This is a genomic window from Butyricicoccus faecihominis, from assembly GCF_024462775.1.
GTDB lineage: Bacteria > Bacillota > Clostridia > Oscillospirales > Butyricicoccaceae > Agathobaculum > Agathobaculum faecihominis_A.
This window is the reverse complement of record NZ_JANGCE010000009.1, coordinates 29,993-48,312: the sequence shown is the minus strand read 5'-3', so window position 1 is coordinate 48,312 and position 18,320 is coordinate 29,993. Positions and strand designations below refer to the sequence as shown.

Annotated in this window: 16 protein-coding genes and 1 other RNA gene; 7 read left to right on the top strand and 10 right to left on the bottom strand. The window is 59.1% G+C overall.

Annotated elements, in window-relative coordinates:
* Positions 1-18 precede the first annotated feature (18 nt).
* The 7 genes from NE562_RS06785 to NE562_RS06755 form a co-directional block, all read right to left on the bottom strand.
* Positions 19-702 carry a MarR family winged helix-turn-helix transcriptional regulator gene (locus tag NE562_RS06785; RefSeq protein WP_280961656.1) on the bottom strand — a complete coding sequence of 228 codons (684 nt, stop codon included), beginning with the start codon at positions 700-702 and terminating at the stop codon, positions 19-21.
* Positions 703-833: 131 nt separating this feature from the next.
* Positions 834-2,429: a peptide chain release factor 3 gene (locus NE562_RS06780; protein ID WP_280961655.1), complete on the bottom strand. Its 1,596-nt coding sequence runs from the start codon at positions 2,427-2,429 to the stop codon at positions 834-836.
* 50 nt (positions 2,430-2,479) lie between these two features.
* The gene (gene recR, locus NE562_RS06775) at positions 2,480-3,079 is read right to left on the bottom strand and encodes a recombination mediator RecR (protein ID WP_280961654.1); all 600 of its coding nucleotides are present in this window, start codon (positions 3,077-3,079) and stop codon (positions 2,480-2,482) included.
* Positions 3,079-3,441, bottom strand: coding sequence for a YbaB/EbfC family nucleoid-associated protein (locus NE562_RS06770; RefSeq protein WP_280961653.1), 363 nt, complete (start codon positions 3,439-3,441; stop codon positions 3,079-3,081). Before NE562_RS06770 ends, recR begins: the two co-directional genes overlap by 1 nt.
* A 31-nt stretch (positions 3,442-3,472) precedes the next feature.
* Positions 3,473-5,092: a DNA polymerase III subunit gamma/tau gene (gene dnaX, locus NE562_RS06765; RefSeq protein WP_280961652.1), complete on the bottom strand. Its 1,620-nt coding sequence runs from the start codon at positions 5,090-5,092 to the stop codon at positions 3,473-3,475.
* Positions 5,093-5,203: 111 nt separating this feature from the next.
* Positions 5,204-5,470, bottom strand: an RNA gene (gene ffs / locus NE562_RS06760) — signal recognition particle sRNA large type.
* Positions 5,471-5,530: 60 nt separating this feature from the next.
* The gene (locus tag NE562_RS06755) at positions 5,531-8,005 is read right to left on the bottom strand and encodes a transglycosylase domain-containing protein (RefSeq protein WP_280961651.1); all 2,475 of its coding nucleotides are present in this window, start codon (positions 8,003-8,005) and stop codon (positions 5,531-5,533) included.
* A 313-nt stretch (positions 8,006-8,318) separates the two neighbouring features.
* On the opposite strand from NE562_RS06755, the gene NE562_RS06750 reads away from it, so the two are divergent.
* The 3 genes from NE562_RS06750 to NE562_RS06740 all read left to right on the top strand — a co-directional run bounded on the left by NE562_RS06750 (position 8,319) and on the right by NE562_RS06740 (position 10,143).
* Positions 8,319-8,654 (top strand): BofC C-terminal domain-containing protein, encoded by a 336-nt coding sequence (locus tag NE562_RS06750; protein ID WP_280961650.1) that lies wholly within the window; start codon positions 8,319-8,321, stop codon positions 8,652-8,654.
* 75 nt (positions 8,655-8,729) lie between these two features.
* Positions 8,730-9,575 (top strand): tyrosine-type recombinase/integrase, encoded by an 846-nt coding sequence (locus NE562_RS06745; protein ID WP_280961649.1) that lies wholly within the window; start codon positions 8,730-8,732, stop codon positions 9,573-9,575.
* Between the two features lie 295 nt (positions 9,576-9,870).
* Positions 9,871-10,143 (top strand): hypothetical protein, encoded by a 273-nt coding sequence (locus NE562_RS06740; RefSeq protein ID WP_280961648.1) that lies wholly within the window; start codon positions 9,871-9,873, stop codon positions 10,141-10,143.
* A gap of 137 nt (positions 10,144-10,280) precedes the next feature.
* On the opposite strand, the gene NE562_RS06735 is transcribed toward NE562_RS06740, so the two are convergent.
* Complete coding sequence (locus NE562_RS06735) at positions 10,281-12,149, bottom strand: copper amine oxidase N-terminal domain-containing protein (RefSeq protein WP_280961647.1); 1,869 nt, start codon at positions 12,147-12,149, stop codon at positions 10,281-10,283.
* A gap of 184 nt (positions 12,150-12,333) precedes the next feature.
* Between NE562_RS06735 and NE562_RS06730 the strand changes: the two genes are divergently transcribed.
* From NE562_RS06730 to NE562_RS06715, 4 genes are all read left to right on the top strand, one after another.
* Entirely contained in the window at positions 12,334-13,170 is an 837-nt protein-coding gene (locus tag NE562_RS06730; protein ID WP_280961646.1) for a polysaccharide deacetylase family protein, read from the top strand.
* Positions 13,171-13,242: 72 nt separating this feature from the next.
* Positions 13,243-14,358: a DUF362 domain-containing protein gene (locus NE562_RS06725; protein ID WP_280961645.1), complete on the top strand. Its 1,116-nt coding sequence runs from the start codon at positions 13,243-13,245 to the stop codon at positions 14,356-14,358.
* The gene (locus tag NE562_RS06720; protein WP_280961644.1) at positions 14,355-14,846 is read left to right on the top strand and encodes an AAA family ATPase; all 492 of its coding nucleotides are present in this window, start codon (positions 14,355-14,357) and stop codon (positions 14,844-14,846) included. Before NE562_RS06725 ends, NE562_RS06720 begins: the two co-directional genes overlap by 4 nt.
* The gene (locus NE562_RS06715) at positions 14,840-15,373 is read left to right on the top strand and encodes an ECF transporter S component (RefSeq protein WP_280961643.1); all 534 of its coding nucleotides are present in this window, start codon (positions 14,840-14,842) and stop codon (positions 15,371-15,373) included. Before NE562_RS06720 ends, NE562_RS06715 begins: the two co-directional genes overlap by 7 nt.
* An 88-nt stretch (positions 15,374-15,461) precedes the next feature.
* On the opposite strand, the gene aroF is transcribed toward NE562_RS06715, so the two are convergent.
* On the bottom strand, positions 15,462-16,481 hold the full coding sequence (gene aroF / locus NE562_RS06710) for a 3-deoxy-7-phosphoheptulonate synthase (protein WP_280961642.1): 1,020 nt from the start codon (positions 16,479-16,481) through the stop codon (positions 15,462-15,464).
* 263 nt (positions 16,482-16,744) lie between these two features.
* On the bottom strand, positions 16,745-18,148 hold the full coding sequence (locus tag NE562_RS06705; protein WP_280961641.1) for a spore germination protein: 1,404 nt from the start codon (positions 18,146-18,148) through the stop codon (positions 16,745-16,747).
* Between the last annotated feature and the right edge of the window lie 172 nt (positions 18,149-18,320).

Sequence of the window (18,320 nt, the reverse complement as noted above, 5' to 3'; positions counted from 1 at the left end):
ACGCATAGCAAGCCCCCTTTACGGCTGCTCACGGCCGTCGTCCTCGGGAGGTTGCCCCTCATCGGACGCATCGGCCCAGCCGCGGGGAAAGGGCGGCCTTCCATGCGGCGCGCCCCATCCGCCCATCCGGTCAAGCGGGCCGCGGGGACCATGCGGCTCATGCGGACCGCCGAACGCTAAACGCGGGTCCGGGCCGCCGTGGTGCGGGCCACGGTGCGGCGGGCCGTCGAAGCCCGGCCGCCGGTCGTCCGCGCCGGCTTGCGCCAAGGTTTCCTCCAGCGAGGCGATCAGGCGGGCCAGATATTCCTCCAGCTCGGCCTTCTCTTCGTCGGACAGGGAAGCAAAAAGCTTATCGGTATCGCCTTGGTCGTCCCCCACGCTGTTTGCCGCGGCTTCGCCCTCCGGCGTCAGCTCGATCATGGCCGTGCGCCGGTCGGTCTCCGACGGCTTGCGGGTCAGGTAGCCCTTTTGCTCCAGCTTGCCCAGCAGCTCGCCCAGCGACTGGTTGCGCATATCAAGCAGATAGCTCAATTCCTTCTGGCTGATTTTGGGTTGCAGCTTTAAAATAGACAGCACCCGCCCCTGCCCACGGTGCGGATTGCCCAGCGGCCCGCGATCCCGGTAGCGCAGTATCTGGAACCGGTGCAGCTGTGCGCTGAGTTGCAAAAGCTGTTCCAGTAATTGTTCGTTCAGATCAGACATGGATCACGCCTCCTAAAAAAATAATAGCAAGGTACCTTGTATTTTCATTATACAGGTACCTTGCTATTATGTCAAGTTTATTTTTGAAGGTACCTTTCTTTCCTAGGCACCTCTTTTGATCGGCAGAACGCTCAGGTGTTTTCCGAAAATTCGGCCAAGCGCAGGCCCTCGTTGTGGTCGGTCGCATAGGTGACGTTCCAAGGCGAGGTGAACAGGAGCAGATAATTGCCCCGGAAGTCCTGCACCGGCTTGGTATCGCTCGTGAGCACGAGCGACTTGATATCAAAGTCCTCCTCGTCGTTTTCGACCCAGCGGAGGTGCTCATAGGGAAGCATCTCACGGATGATTTCGACGTTATACTCGTTTTTCAGGCGGTATTCGAGCACTTCAAACTGCAAAACGCCCACCACGCCGACGATGACCTCCTCCATGCCGGAGTTCGGCTCGCGGAAGATCTGTATCGCGCCTTCCTGCGCGATCTGTTCCACGCCCTTGACGAACTGCTTCCGCTTAAGCGTGTCCTTTTGCCGGACGCGCGCGAACAGCTCGGGCGCAAAGGTCGGAATGCCGGAATAGACGCATTTGCGCTTGGGATCGCACACCGTGTCGCCGATGGAAAACACGCCGGGATCAAAAATACCGATGATATCGCCCGCGTACGCCTCGTCGACGACCGAGCGGTCCTGCGCCATCAGCTGCTGCGGCGCGGCAAGGGACATTTTTTTACCCGACTGTACATGCAGCACATCCTGCCCGCGCTCGAACTTGCCCGAGCAGATGCGCATAAAGGCCACGCGGTCGCGGTGGGCCTTGTTCATATTGGCCTGAATTTTAAAGACAAACGCGGAAAAATGCTCGTCAAACGGGTCGATCACGCCGATATCAGCCTTGCGGGGGGACGGCGGCGTGGACATTTCAAGGAATTTTTCCAAAAACGGCTCCACGCCGAAATTGGTCAGCGCCGAACCGAAGAATACCGGCGACAGCTTGCCCGCGTGCACCGCTTCCAGATCGAACGCATCCCCCGCGCCGGAGAGCAGCTCAATATCGTCGCACAGGGTATCATACTGTTCCTTTGGCATCGTGCCTTCCAGAATCGGGTCGTCGATCGACAGGCGGGTCGCCTTGATCTCATGCCGAAAATCCGCGCCGTCAAATTGGATCACCTGATCGTCCATGCGGTCATACACGCCGCGGAAACGCGGGCCGGAGCCGATGGGCCAGTTGACCGCATAGGTGCCGATGCCGAGCTCGTTCTCGATCTCCTCCAGCAGCTCGTACGGGTCGCGCGCTTCACGGTCCATCTTGTTGATGAAGGTAAAAATGGGCACGCCGCGCATCGCGCACACCTTGAACAGCTTGCGCGTCTGCATTTCCACGCCCTTGGACGCATCGATGACCATAACGGCGGAATCCGCCGCCATCAGCGTGCGGTAGGTATCCTCAGAAAAGTCCTGATGGCCCGGCGTGTCCAGAATATTGATGCACTTGCCGTTATACTGGAACTGCAAAACCGAGCTGGTGACTGAAATACCGCGCTGCTTTTCGATCTCCATCCAGTCGGACACGGCGTGGCGGCTGTTTTTCTTGCCCTTTACCATACCGGCTTCCTGAATGGCGCCGCCGTACAGCAGGAATTTTTCCGTGATTGTGGTTTTGCCGGCGTCAGGGTGCGAAATGATCGCAAATGTGCGCCGGTTTTCAATTTCTTTGACTAGGTTTGACACAGGTTGGTTTCCTCCCGGTGGATGAATTAAAGCAGGTGGCGGGCGGGGCGTTACAGCTCGCGGCGGCCCTCTAGGGCGCGGGTCAGCGTGACCTCGTCCACATATTCCAAATGGCCGCCGACCGGCACGCCATAGGCCAGCCGCGTGATTTTGATCTCAAACGGGCTTAAAAGGCGCGAAATATACATCGCGGTCGCCTCGCCTTCGGTATCCGGATTGGTGGCCAGAATGACCTCCTGCACATCCTCGTCGGCGACACGCTGCACCAGCTCGCGGATGCGGATATCATCCGGCCCGACGTGGTTCAGGGGCGACAGCGTGCCATGCAGCACATGGTACAGCCCCCCGTACTCCTTGGTGCGCTCAAACGCGATCACATCGCGCGGATCGGCCACCACGCAAACCGTTTTCTGGTCGCGCGAAGCGTTGGCGCAGATGGGGCAGGTCTCGCTGTCCGACAGGTTCTGGCACCGCTTGCACAGGCAGGTCTTCGCCTTCGCGTCGCGGATAGCGTCCGCAAAGCGGTCGGCCGCTTCGATGGGCAGCGTCAGAACATGAAAAGCCAGCCGCTGGGCGGTCTTTTGTCCGATGCCCGGTAGCTTGGCAAATTCTTCGATCAGCCGCTCCACGGGCGGCGCAAAGTAGTCCATCAGAACAGGCCGCCGCCCATGCCGCCTAAGCCGCCCATACCGCCGGTGATCGCGGACATCTGGCTCTGGCTCTTCTGCTGGGCCGTGCGGAACGCCTCGTTCACCGCCGCGAGAATCAGATCCTGCAGCATTTCAATATCGTCGGGATCGACCACCTCGGGCTTGATCTCGATTTTTTTCAGTTCGCTCGTGCCGGAAACGGTCACGGTCACCGCGCCGCCGCCGGCGGTCGCCTCAGTCTCCATCTGGGCGATCTCTTCCTGCGCCTTGACCATATCGGCCTGCATCTTCTGCGCCTGCTTCATCATCGCCTGCATGTTCATGCCGCCTCCGCCGAAGCCGCCAAATTTTCCCTTTGCCATATGAAACGATGTCCTCCTTTAAATTCGTATCTTACAATTCATGTATTTCTATATGGAATGCTTTTGCGCGATCCATCAGCTCATCCGCGCCGCCGGTCTGCGGCGGCGGAGCGGCGTCCGCTTCCCGCACCTTTACCTTAATCGGCGCGCCCGCCAAAACGGCCGCCTGCTCGCGGATGGCCTTCATGGTCGGTTCAGCCTTTGCCAACATGGCGGTAATCCCGTCCTCGCACAGCAGAACGAGCGCGCCGTCCTCCATCACGCCCCGCGCGGAAAGCTTTAAGTTCGTGTGCGCGCCCGTATTGATCTTGCCGGTGAGCGCTTCCAGCAGACGCGGCCACGCGGGCCAGCTATCTACCGGCTTTGCCGCGGGCTTCGCGCTTTGCGCCGCGCCGCCGTCCTCTTCCGCGAGGAGAGGCGCGTCCTCATCGCCCGGCGGGGGCGGGCCGTCTTCCGGCGCCGCTTGCGCCGCCGGAGCCGCCGCCGCGAACGCGACCGGCACGCCGTTTTTCAGTTTTTCCTCAATCGCTTCCAGACGTCCGCCAAGCGAGTCATACTGCTCCGCGCCCATCGTGCATAAACGCACGGCGCATAGCTCGGCCTCGATCCGGCGGTTGGAGGCGCTGCGCATCCGGTCAAGCGACGCGCCGATGCCCCGGCTCCACGCGAGCAGCGTGGAAGCCGCCAATCCGTCGCACAGCTTTTTGAGCGTGCTCACCGAATAGGCGGGAGAGATCAGCGCCGCGAGGGCCGCGTCGTCCTGCCGCGCGGTTTTGATCAGCAGCGCGTCGCGAATCAGCGTGAGCATTTGGTCGTACACAGCGGCAAGGTCGCGCCCCGCGTTGTAGTATTCGCCAAGCAGCGCGATCGCGCCCGCTAAATCGCCTTTTTTAAAGTATTCGGCCAGACTCACCGCGTCGTCCTGTCCAAGGATGCCGAGGGCGCTCGTCACCGTGTCCTCGTTCACCGCGCCGGAAGCCGCCGCGCGGTCGAGCATGGAGAGCGCGTCGCGCATGGCGCCGTCCGCAAGGCGGGCGATCAGCCGGGCCGCGCCCTCGGTCAGCTCGATTTGTTCCTTTGCCGCGATGTCGAGCAGCCGGCGGGCGATGTCCTCCGCCCCGATGCGGCGGAAATCAAACCGCTGGCAGCGGGACAGGATGGTGGCCGGCACCTTGTGTATCTCGGTCGTCGCGAGGATGAACAGTACGTGCCCGGGCGGCTCCTCGAGCGTTTTTAGCAGCGCGTTGAACGCGCCGGTCGACAGCATGTGCACCTCGTCGATGATGAACACACGTTTTTTTACCTGCGCGGGCGTATAGCGGGTTTCATCCCGCAAATCGCGGATATTGTCCACGCCGTTGTTGGAAGCCGCGTCAATCTCGGTCACATCGAGCACCGAGCCGTCCAAAATGCCGCGGCAGGCCGGGCATTCGCCGCAAGGGTCTCCGTTTTGCAGGTTTTCACAGTTGACCGCGCGCGCTAGTATCTTGGCGCAGGTGGTCTTGCCCGTACCGCGCGTGCCCGTAAACAGGTAGGCGTGGCTGAGCCTGCCGGAAACGAGCTGCGCGCGCAGCGTATCCGTGATATGCTGCTGCCCGATCACATCCGCGAACGTCATGGGCCGCCATTTCCGATACAGCGCCTGATACATGCACACCGCCCCTTTCCATCAAGAATACCATAAAGAGGCGGGCGTATGCCCGCCTCAGTCTATGAACTTTATGCAAAAGCGCATTTGATCTTTTTTCAGCGCCCCACAAGACCGCACGCGGGAAATTCGAGATCGCCTTCCCGATTGCCTTTCCGCACGTCGAGCTCAAGATCGGCAGATCTGCGGCACACGATGGTTTCTGCTTAATGCTGCTCGGTTCCCCGCCTGACATGGTTCGCAGTCCTCCGTTGCGCAGTACCGGTCTCTCATCGCTCTGTGGGCGGACGCCGCATCGAAACGACGTCCCTCCTTCCCCGCATCATCCCCGCTATAGCGGATTGCGGGTACAGGGCACCGCTGCCTCCCCGATGTGTGCGGCCTTGTGCGGCGCTGAAAAAAGTTTTGCTGTTTTGCTAGTTTGTGCTGTTTTGCCGGGCGTTATGCCTCCGGGTCGTCCGGCGAAGGCTCCGGCTCGGGTTCCGGCGTACCGCCGGGATCGGTCGTGCCGCCCGGATCGGTCGTACCGCCGGGGTCGGTCGTCCCACCCGGGTCAGTCGTACCTCCGGGATCGGTCGTTCCACCCGGATCGGTTGTGCCGCCGGGATCGGTCGTTCCGCCCGGATTGGTCGCGCCGCCTTCCGGATCAGTGGTGGAAGGCAAGCCGGTTTCCGGGTCGACCGTCGAGGGATCGACCGGTTTTTCCTCCGGCTTTTCTTCCGGCTTATCCTTATCATCGGGTTCCTTGGTCTCGTCCGGCACGTCGATGCCGCCGCTCAGGTTATATTTCTGATAGCCCTGATGCTTACAGATCTCCGTGGGCACCTGATCCTTGTAGAAGCGTCCGGTCGCAACGCGGCCCGCCGAACGGCACGCGCCCGAGGGAGCGAGACCGCTGTCCATGCAGTAGCTTGCGTTGACGAAATCCTGCGGATGCGAATCGAACACAAGGCCCGAATCGCCCTCATGCACGCGCCGCATGATCGTGGTCCATATCGCGGCCGCGTTTCGGCCGTATAGGCCGTTCAGCGTATAGTTTTTGTCATAGCCGACCCAGACAGCCCCGGAATACTTTGGCGTCAGGCCGCAGAACCAGATATCGTAGTTCGCGCTCGTCGTACCGGTCTTACCGGCGGTCTGTACGCCGGGGATGGTCGCGTTGGTCGCGGTGCCGAACGAGGTGGTGCCCTGCATGCATTCGAGCATGTAGTAGGCGGTCCGCACGTTTTCAAAGCCGAGATCGGTGCGCGGATTGTTTTCCAGCACCACATTGCCCTCGGAATCGAGCACCTTGGTATAGGTGCGCGTACCGCCGAACACGCCGTCGTTGATGAAGGCGGAGAAGCCGCCCGCCATCTGACGTACGGTCACGCCGTCGGTCAGGCCGCCGAGCGCCAGCGGCGCAAGATCGATATCGGAGGATACCGAGCCGTCCGCGTTCTGCCGGTTTGGAACAAGAGATTCTTGGAAGCCCAGCCGCTGGGTCAGGAAGTCAAAAGAAGCCTGCGGCGTGAGCATATTCATGATCTGCACCGCCACAGTGTTGACCGAGTGGGCCAGCGCGGTCTTGACGACCATCGGCCCGCCGGTATAGCGGCCGGAGTCGTTGCGCGGCCACATCTTGCCGTCCACTTCCTTGAGCGGCTTGTCGTAAACGCTGGAGGTGGGCACGATAATGCCCTTGTCCATCGCGGGGCCATAGGTGGACAGCGGCTTGATCGACGAACCGGGCTGACGCTTGGCGTCCGTCGCGCGGGAGAAGGACAGCTTGCCCTTCTTTTCGCCTCGACCGCCGACGATGCCGCGAATGTTGCCCTGCTTATCCGTGATGACCATCGCGCTTTCCGGCAGCATGCCGTCGCGCTCATAGTTCGGGAAGTTTTCCGCGTTATTATACTCCTCGTCCATGATCTGCTGGACGCGGGTATCGATCGTCGCGTAAATTTTCAGGCCGCCGGAGTTTACCATGTTGGACGCAACCAGTTGTGATACGCCCTTCTGATCCATCAGGTCCTTAATCACGTCCTTGATGACGGCGTCGGTGAAATAGGTGTACGGCTCGGACAGATCTTGGTTATACAGTTCGACCGAACGGTAATTCAGCTCCTCGGCCACCGCCGCGTCGTGCTCCGCCTGCGTGATCATCCCCTGCTTGAGCATCTGCTCCAGAATGGTCTCCTGCCGTTTTTTGATGTTGCTCGGGTAGGTGTAGGGATCGTACAGCGAAGGATTGTTGGTGATACCGGCCAAGATCGCGCACTCAGCGAGATCAAGATCGGATATTTCCTTGCCGAAGTAGGTCGCCGCCGCGGTTTTGACGCCGTAGGTGTTGCGCCCCAGATAGATCGTATTCAGGTACATTTCGAGGATGCGCTCTTTGTCGTCGATCTCTTTTTCAAAAGCGAGCGCGCGGAAAATTTCGTTCACCTTGCGCTTGACCGAGTAGTCGTCCTCTTGCGTCATGTTCTTAATCAGCTGCTGGGTAATCGTCGAGCCGCCGTATTGGCCGCCGCCGAACAGCCATGTCTGAACCGCGCCCAGCGTGCGCTTCCAGTCCACGCCCTTGTGCTGATAAAAGCGCTGGTCCTCGATCGCGACGACCGCGTTTTTCAGGTTCTGCGGGATCTGGTCGCCATCGACCCAAATGCGGTTTTCCGTGCCTTTGAGCGTTTCGTACAGCTTTTCCTCTCCGGTTTCGGGGTCGACCGAATAGATGAACGAGTTGAGGTCAAGCCCCATCCCCATGCTCATCTCGCTTACGGTCTCCTCGATCGAGGGATTGATATAAGCATGCACATAATAGGCGAACGCCATGCCGCAGAAGCAGCCGCACAGCACGCCAATAAGCAGCAGCGTAAGCAGCACGCGCGCTAAGCCGTGCCCAAAGCGATGCGATTTTCTTTTGCCAGTTGCCAATTCGGTTTCCTCCCCGCCCGGTGGTCGGTACCATGGGGCCTTTTCGATTGGGACGCGGTAAGTATCCGCTTTGTTCCCAGCATACGGTGATATTATACCACAGCGGCTGCTTTTTGTAAGCCTAGCATCCGCCGAAACGCCGCTGACGGTATAAGATTTTAAATACGCGTATCACAGCCGCCATGCGGCTATTATACCACAATGCCCTCAGAATTCCAAACTTTTTTTCATCAATCTGGTGAATAAATCCAAATTATTTGGACATCCTCCGATCAAATGAAATGAAACACTGAAAAAAGGAAGTGAAAAAAAGATGATGCAGGGCTTTTACATGCTGGCGATGCAGCAGCTGAAACGCCGCCGCCGGATCGCGCTGGCCGCCTGCGCCGCCGCGCTTATTTTTACCTTTTTCGCCGCCCGCGCTTGGTTCACCGCCGTTCCGGCGCTTAGCGAACAGGCGGTGCCGGTAAGCTACACAGCGGTAAGCGAGGACGGACGGCTTACCGTTTACCGCGACGGCGCGCTGCTCATGCGCACCGAAATCGACACGCGCTCGCTTCCTCAGGCCGACCGCGACGCGCTGAACAGGGGCGTGATCCTGTCGGACGCCGAAGCATTGGCAAAGCTGCTGGAGGATTACGGCTCCTAAAGCGGACGAAAAATCGTATATATGCCTCTCTACACGATAAAATAAGGATATTATCGTATTAGGGAGGCATTTTTTATGAACGACCGTTATGTAACCCTACAGCAGGCCGCCGCCTTCGGCGGATACCTGCAAGCCGAGGAACGCAGCCCCGGCACACGGGAAAAATATCTGCGCGACCTGCGTTCTTTTTCCCTGTGGCTGAACGGCGAGCCGGTGACAAAGGAAGCCGCCGCCGGATGGAAGGAAAATCTTCTGACCGAGGGATACGCCCCAGTCACGGTGAATTCCATGCTGGCCGCGCTGAACGCGTTTTTGCGCTTCACAGGCTGGACGGAATGCCGCGTCAAATTCCTGCGGCTCCAACGGCGGATGTTTCGCGATCCCGCAAGAGAGCTTAGTCGACAGGAGTACGACCGGCTGGTCGAAACCGCCCGCAACCAAGGCCGCGACCGGCTGGCCCTGCTGATGGAAACGATGGCGGCCACAGGGATCAGGGTAAGCGAGGTGCGGTATATCACCGTGGAAGCGGCTCGGCGCGGCCGGGCGGAAATTTCATTGAAAGGCAAAATGCGCACAATCCTGCTATCCGCCAAGTTGTGCCGCAAGCTGCTGAAATACGCCCAAAAAGAAAAGATCGCTTCGGGCGAAGTTTTCCTCACCAGAAGCGGAAGCCGCGTATCCCGGCGGCAAATTTGGGCGGAAATGAAGGGCCTGTGCTCACTGTCGGGAATAGCGCCAAGCAAGGTCTTTCCGCACAATCTGCGGCACCTGTTCGCCACGACCTTTTATAAGGCTTGCAAAGACATTACGCGTCTAGCGGATACGCTGGGCCATTCCAGCATCGAAACCACGCGGCTCTACCTTCTCACCACCGGCGCGGAGCACATCCGCCAGCTGGATCGTTTGGGGCTGGTCAGTTAGACAAAATCAATATTTTGCCTTGCTTGCTGCCGGCGCTCATGCATTTGAAATACATATTTTCATAGAATTATAGCATGTTTCGTCAAAAACCGCAAGTCATATGGGAATTTTAGGCACAGTAAACACAGGTCGCGCGCGCTTTCCTTTTGCGGCCTGCATTTGTTGCGCCCTTTCGCTCCTTATCACGACAGGATGTGACGGTTTTTTACATGTTCTGTGTTTTCTTCTGTCGCCGTCAAGGGACGCTTCTATACAAAATATTGATTTTGTACAGAAACGGCGGGAGGTGAACGATTTGGCGATCCATAAAAGATCATTGCTGGACAAGCTAGCCGAACAGTGCGGCGCTGCCCGCGTATCCGATCTGCATGATATGGACAGTGGCCAGCAAAAGAGGCTCATCGAAATACTGCTGGCGGCCCCTCCGGATACCACGGCGCTCAGCGAATGGAACCAAGCGCTGGGCTATTTGACCGGCGCAAAGCCGCAAAAAAGTGTTGAAGCAGCGCATGCGCGGCTGGTGATCCTGCTGACCCATGCGCGCGGCAAGCGGCAAGCGAAGGATTGAATCGAATATGTTAATCAGCGCGGCACCGGTCGCGGCCGCCCTCGCTCATGCGGTTCATCAAAACCGGCGCGGTACATAAAAAAGGCCGCAGCAGGCGATTCCCTCTGGAATCATCCTGCTACAGCGTTTTTTACAAACTATGGCACCATGACGGCGATCACGTTGTTTTGGCTTTCCGGCTCCGCTTCCGGCAAACCGAGCCAATCGTTCAGATCAATCACCTTGTCGTTTTCCGGCGGCCGGGCGGCCGGAGAACCGGAGGCGGGCTTTTCCGTGATCTGCATTTCCATTTCAAGCTTGCCGGTGTTGTTCGTGTGTATGCTCATTTTAAAGGCCGCGTTTTGCGCGTCGCCCTCAAATTCATAGGTCAGCAGCTGATCTCTCCAATACGTATCCTGCCGCACCGCAAGCGTGCCGCTCGCCACGCCGGTTCGGGTATTCAGCACGACCGAACCCTTCACATAGGCGATATCAAGGTCTACCAGCATGCCCGCCAGACCTTCGGCGCCCTCCTGCGGGGTCTCGTCAAAGCGGGCGGTATAGGCGTCGCCGTTTCTGGTAAATTTGCCGTCGCCCAAAAACAGCTCCAAGCCATCCGCCGCATCGTTCGCGCTCTGCCAGAACGAGGCCGCGAACCACTTTTTAAAGCTGGCTTCGTTTGGCTCGACGATCAGCGCGCCGATCGTCAGCTTGCCGCCGTTTTCCGCGATGCGGTTATACAGCCCCGCCGCGTCGAGCAGGCTTTGGTCGATCGCGTCCTCGATCCGCACCCAAGCGTCCGTCCCTTCCTTGGGCGTCATGTCGGGTTCGGCCAGTCCGATCGTCTTGAGCAGCAGCGGGCAGCGGAAATACAGGGTGTTTTCATCCGCGTTATAGATCATTTCAAAGGTAGCGTTTTGCAGATCGCCCTTTAATAGGTCGATCGCTTTGGAAAGCTCCTCGTCCACATACGGCGCTGCCTTGTCGATCAGCATGCGTACCATGGCGTACAGATCGAGCTTTAGATCCATCTGGTAGCTTTGGCCCTCTGTCAGCACGGAAAGCGTGCCGTTCAGCGGAAAGCTCTCGTCCCCATCGATCGAGTTGAAGGTCGTATAGGTGACCGCGATCGTGGCCGCCATACGCATCGCCTGATCGGTATCCCGCGCCGGCTGCGCCGCGAGCCATTGGTTGAGCACGGTAAACCGGCTGTCGATGGAATCGATCAGCGCGGCTTTATCGTAAACCACCGCCGTCTGCTGCCACTCGTCCCACTGGACGGTCAGGCCGAACGCCTCCGCGAAAAAGCGCACCGGCACATAGGTGCGGCCGGACTTTTCATAGGGTTGTACATCCATAGGCAGGTAGCTTTCGGCGCCGTCCTTTACAAGGCCTTCCGGCGCTTTGTCCGCCGGGCCCGTCCAGTACAGCTTATCGCCGCCGAGCGCGAAGCGCACGGTCGTTTCCCCCACCTTGGCGGTGACGGACGACGCCCCGCCGTCATAGCCGGTCTCGCCATGCAGGGCGTCCACCATGGCGCGCAGCGGCACCATCGTGCGCCCGTTCACGGTTTCGGGCTGCGCGTCCGGAAAGGCGACCGTCTCCCCCATCAGCTGCACGGAAAGCGTGGGCGGTTCGGGCTCTTCCCAGCCATAATTCCAACCGTAGGTCTCTTCGTATTTTTGCTCGGTCATTTCCCACGCCGCGGCCTTCGGCAGCTCCTCCACCGTCACGCCGTTCACCTCCGCCGCGGTGGGCAGCGTATAGCCGTACCAATCCACCATCAGCTGCGGATCCTCCGTGCATTGCAGCACAAAGTTTTGGTAGGTATCCTCCCACCAGTCGTAGGTTGCCTCCTCGTTTTCCGACCAGTTCCATTCGTTCAAAAAGGCCTGCTCGGATCCATAGCCAAGGTATTCATACAGCGGCGTTTGCCCGTTTCCCGCCGCAAGCGCCAAGGGGGCCATTGTGCCGAGCAGCAGGGCCGCCGTCAGCAGCGCGAGCGCCCGTTTCAGCTTTCGTACCATAAAGACCTACCTCCGTCCTTTTATTTGGTACTTATAGTTTATCATGCGCCCACAGGAATGTCACGCGCATTATTGAGGGATCCGCCGCGGCTACGCCACCCTTTTTACGCGCCGCCCGCGCACATAAAAAAGCGCATAATCCACGTCCCCCTTTCATACTGTTTGACCAAGGGGGCGTTTCACTATGTTTATTACGATCACGCGCGATACGTTATATCGCATTGCCGCGGCGGCGGCGGTCTGTGTGGTGCTGGCCGTGCTGTTCTGGCGCTTACCGGCGGACGACGCCGCGCAGACCTCCGCCGAAGCGGAAGCAGCGGTACCCGCTTCGGTTTCCGATTGGGGTCTTTCCTTCCAGACCGAGGGCCAGCCGCCCGTGGGCAACGTTTCCGCCGACACGTTGCGGCAGTGGAACGCGTTTTACGTCGCGGATACCGCCAAACCGACCATTTACATCACCTTTGACGCGGGGTTTGAAAACGGCAACACGCCGGCCATTTTGGATGCGCTGAAAAAGCATTCCGCGCCCGCGTGCTTCTTCCTCGTGGGTAATTTTATCGACACCGCGCCCGAACTGGTGCAGCGCATGGTGGACGAGGGCCATATCGTGGGCAACCACACGATGCACCACCCGGATATGTCCAAAATAGCGGATCAGGCCTCCTTTGAAGCCGAATTAAACGGCCTTGCCGAAAAGTTTGAAGCGCTGACCGGCAAGCCGATGCAAAAGTTTTACCGTCCCCCGCAGGGCAAGTTTTCCGAAGAAAATTTGAAGCAGGCGCAGTCCCTCGGCTACACGACCGTGTTCTGGAGCCTTGCCTATGTGGATTGGTATACCGACAATCAGCCCACAGATGAGCAGGCCTATTCCAAGCTTTTGCCGCGCATTCACAACGGCGCGATCGTGCTGCTGCACTCGACCTCGTCCACCAACGCCCGCATCCTTGACGAACTGCTGACCAAATGGGAGCAGGCGGGCTATACCTTCGGCGCGCTGACCGACCTGACGCAGGCGGGCTGATTGCCCATTGCCCGCCGCCTTTTCGCGTGCTATACTGAAAATAACAGCAAGCATACGGAAAGGAAGTGCACTATGCCAGCATCCAAGGTTTATTTTGCGGATTTTCACGCGTCGATGAACGAAAACCTGCAACAAAAGCTGACCCGCCTGCTAAAGACGGCAGGCATGGGCGATATCGACTTTGACAAGAAATTCGCCGCCATCAAGATCCACTTCGGCGAGCCGGGCAACCTCGCGTTCCTGCGTCCCAACTGGGCCAAGACCGTGGTGGACTTTATCCGCGAGCGCGGCGGCAAGCCCTTTTTGACCGACTGCAACACCCTGTACGTCGGCGGGCGCAAAAACGCGCTCGATCATTTGGATTCCGCCTATCTCAACGGGTTTTCCCCCTTCTCCACCGGCTGCCACTGCATCATCGCGGACGGCCTGAAGGGCACGGACGAAGCGCTGGTACCCGTCGAAGGCGGCAAATATGTGAAGGAAGCCAAAATCGGCCGCGCCATGATGGACGCTGATATCTTCATCACCCTGACCCATTTTAAGGGCCACGAGGCAACCGGCTTTGGCGGCACCTTGAAAAACATCGGCATGGGCTGCGGCTCGCGCGCCGGTAAGATGGAAATGCATTCGGCGGGCAAGCCGCATGTTCTGCACGGCCACTGCATCGGCTGCGGCATGTGCCAGAAAATCTGCGCGCATTCCGCCATTACGATCGCGGAGAAAAAGGCCACGATCGACCATGCCAAATGCGTCGGCTGCGGCCGCTGCATCGGCGTATGCCCGCGCGACGCGGTCGACGCCGCGAACGACGAATCCAACGATATCCTCAACTGCAAGATCGCCGAGTACACCAAGGCGGTCGTGGACGGCAGGCCCTGCTTCCATATCTCGCTGGTGCTCGACGTTTCGCCCAACTGCGACTGTCACGCCGAAAACGACGTGCCGATCGTGCCGAACGTCGGCATGTTCGCCTCGTACGACCCGATCGCCCTCGATCAGGCCTGCGCGGACGCGGTAAACGCCATGCCCGCCAACCCGGATTCCTATGTGCACGAGCATGCTTCTCACGGCGGGCATGCGCACGATCATTTCCACTACGCCCACCCGGATACGAACTGGGTCGTCGCGCTCGACCACGGCGAGGCACTCGGCCTCGGCACGCGGCAGTACGAGTTGGTGAAAATTTGATCACGATCTTATGCGGCCGCGTCGCCGCCGGCAAAACGGCGCTCGCGCGGCGTTTTGCCGATCAGGGCGCGGTCGTCCTCTCGTGCGACGAGCTGATGCTCACCCTGTTTGACGGCTGCCTTGGTCCCCGGCACGATGAAACCGCCCTGCGCTGCCTTTCCTACCTGTTTTCTCTCGCCGCGCAGCTTGCGGAAAAGGGCGTGGACGCTGTTTTGGACTATGGCTTTTGGCTGCGCGCCGAACGGGACGCGGCGCGCGCCTACTTTTCGTCGCGCGGCCTTGCCGCGCGGCTTTTGGTCGTGCAAGCGGCGGAACCGGCAAGGCTCGCGCGGCTTTCCCGCCGAAACGAGGGCCTGCGACACGAAACACGGCGCGTTTACCTGATCGAAGGCGCGTTGCTCGGCCGTATGGACGCGAAATTCGAGCCCCCCGGAGCGGACGAGCATGCCGAAATCTTTGACAACACAGAGGAACGACCCACATGGTAAAACAAAAGGACTTTACACGCCGCCTATGCGCGGCTTCCCTGCTCATCGCGGTCGGCGTGCTGCTGCCGCAGATCTTTCATCTGATCGGCGGCCGGGCCGCCGGTTCTGTCTTTTCGCCCATGCATCTGCCCGTGCTGATTTGCGGCCTGCTGCTCGGCCCCGCTTGGGGCGCGGCGGCGGGCCTTGCCACGCCGCTGCTCTCGGCCCTGCTTTCGGGCATGCCGCCGATGGCGCTGCTGCCCTTCATGCTCTGTGAGTTGACGGCCTACGGCGCGGTATCGGGCGCGCTCGCCAAGAAACTGCCCCTTTATCCCGCGCTGATCGGCGCGCAGGTCGCCGGGCGCATTGTTTACGCGCTGGCGCTGTTTGTCGGCGGCACGTTGTTCGGCATGCAGTGCGCCGCGCCCGCCTCCGTGCTGACGAGCGTCGTCACCGGTCTGCCCGGCATCCTTTTGCAGCTGATCTTTGCGCCGCTGCTGGTCACGCTGCTGCGGCGGCAGTTAACCTTTTTGCGTGTATCTAGATAGCCGCCAGCCTTTCAGACTGTCAAAATTCTTTTTTTGGCAGCCCAACGCCCGCCGCAACGAAGGTTGCGGCGGGCGTTTCTTTTTGTTCTTATTCGGTAATAAACGTTCTGCCTTCAAATTCGGCGCGGCGCTTGATATCGGCCATGACCTCGTCGAACTGCGGCAGGTCGAGCGACTGCGCGCCGTCGCACAGCGCGCAGCGCGGGTTGTTGTGCGCTTCGATGATCAGGCCGTCCGCGCCCGCGGCGATTGCCGCGCGGGAAAGCGGCTGCACCATGTCGCGCCGTCCGGCCGCATGGCTCGGGTCGATGATGATCGGCAGGTGGCTGAGCTTTTTGACAAGCGGCACCGCCGTGATATCCAAATTGTTGCGGATCATGTTTTCAAACGTGCGGATGCCGCGCTCGCACAGGATAACGTTGCGGTTGCCTTCGGCGAAGATGTATTCGGCGGCCATCAGGAACTCCTCCATGGTGGCGGAAAGGCCGCGCTTGAGCAGGATCGGCTTATCCGAACGGCCCAGCTCCTTGAGCAGCATAAAATTCTGCATGTTGCGCGCGCCAAGCTGGATGATATCGACGTCCGCGAATAAATCGAGATGCTTTTCGCTCATGATCTCGGTCACGATGGGCAGGCCGGTCTGGCGTTTGGCTTCCAGCAGCAGCTTCAGGCCCGCGTCCTCCAAGCCTTGGAAGGAATAGGGCGAGGTGCGCGGCTTGAACGCGCCGCCGCGCAGAAACGACGCTCCCGCGCGCTTGACGCTTTCGGCCACCTCCAGAATCTGCTCCTCGCTCTCGACCGAGCACGGGCCCGCCATCACGTTGAAATAGCCCGCGCCGATCTTGCGGCCCGCTACCTCAAGCACGGTATCGTCCGGGTGGAACTTGCGGTTGACGGCCTTGAACGGCTCGGTCACGCGCTGTACCCGCTCGACTACTTCATAGGCCAGCACATCGTTTTCATCGATGCTGGACGTATCGCCCATCAGGCCAAGAATGGTGGTGTTCGCGCCCTCGGAATAGTTGATTTTCAGACCAATATCTTCAAAGTGCCGGATCAACCGGTCAACACGCGTTTTTTCAGGGTTCTGTTTCAGTACGACGATCATGTCAGTTTACTCCTTTATCAGATAAAATGCAGAACCAGTATAACACGAAAAAACGCAAAAGAAAAGGCTGTAAAATAAGTTCCCACAAATGAATAGAAAACTGTTGCAAAGCGAAGAATGCTACCAATTTTGTCATTCTGAGGAGCGAAGCGACGAAGAATCTCGCGCGAACGCGCGTTCGCGCGAGATTCTTCACTTCGTTCAGAATGACATTTGGTTACTCTTCTATTTTGCAACAGTTTTTTTGTAACCCCGCGTTTGTTTTATTGGCGGCGGACCGAGGGGCGAAACAGCTTTTTCATCAGCAGCTTGCCGTTAAAGGGGATCAAGGGGTACAGATAGCTGTGCCCCGAAAAGGTTTTGCACGAGAGCAGGATGACCAGAATAGCGAGCAGGCCGAGCAAAAAGCCCCAAACGTTCAGTGTGACGGTCAGGATCAGCAAGCCCATGCGCATGAATTTCATCGCATAGCCCAGCTCGAACGAAGGCTGGTTGAACCCGCCCAACGCGACAAAGGCCATATACAGCATGGCTTCGGAGGAAAACCAACCGGATTTGACCGCGAAATCGCCCACCACGATACCCGCTATGACCGAAAGCGAGGTCGTCAGCATCGAAGGCGTGTTCAGGGTGGCGAGCTTGAGCCCGTCGATGCCGAGTTCTAAAATGATCAGCTGCCAGAAAAGCGGCACCGCGGGCGGCTCGGAGGGAATGAGGAACGCAAGCCCCTCCGGCAGCCATGTGGGATTTTGGTTGACCAGCAGCCAAAGCGGCGTGACCAGCAGCATCAGCAGCAGCACGAGAAAGCGCGTCAGCCGCAAGTAAGAGCCGGTCAGCGGCGGGAAATAATAGTCGTTCGCCTCCTCCATGATGTCGAAAATAGAGGTCGGCAGCGTCATGGCGGCGGGGGAGTTGTCCACCAGAAGGACAACGTCGCCCTCGAGCACCTGCGCGGCGGCGGCGTCCGGCCTTTCGGTGTATTTGAAGCGGGGGAACGGGTTATACCATTTATGGGGCAGCAGCAGCTCGGCCAAGCTTTCACTGTTCATGGTCAAAGCGTCCACCTGCTGTCCGTCCCGCGTCAGGCGGTCGCGCAGCTTTTTCAAAAGCGCGTCGTCCGCGCGGTCGGCCATATAGCAGAGCACCACGTCGGTTTTGCTCGCGGCGCCAAGCGTGAAAGCCTCCATCCGCAAGTGCGGCGAGCGTATACGGCGGCGGATCAGTGCACAGTTTAAAACCATGGTTTCAACAAAGCCGTCGTGCGAACCGCGAAAAACCTTGTCCTTCTCCGGCTCGGCGGTGTCGCGCTGGGGATAGGTGCGGATATCAAGCAGCACGTACTGCGCAAAACCTTCAATCAGCAGCGCGGTCTGCCCGGCGAGCACGGCGGTGACGACCTTGCTCTCATCCTGTTCCAGCGCGGCTTCGCAGTAGGGCACGGCAAGGTCTAAAAAGGCCTGTTCATCGGCAAAGCAGGGATCGTCCTGCTTCAGGGAGTAGAAAAACTCCATGATCTTTTCAAACAGCTCGTCCTTGACAAAGCCGTCTATCAGCGTGAACATGGCGCGCCGTCCGGCGAAGCGCACCGGCCGCTCGAGCAGGTCAAAGCTTTTGTTAACGGCAAGCGCCTGCCGCAGCGCGCTCACCCGGGAATCGAAAGAAGACATGGCATTTCGTCCTTTCAGGGAGAATTACGGTTAGTTTGTGCGTAAATTGGGAGAAAATACACCGAGAGCAGTGCATCCAATTTGACGAAACGCAAGATGTGGTATATAATATAGTTGTGGTAATATGTATAAATTTTGACACCGGCGAAAGCGCCGGTTTTATTTGGGTATA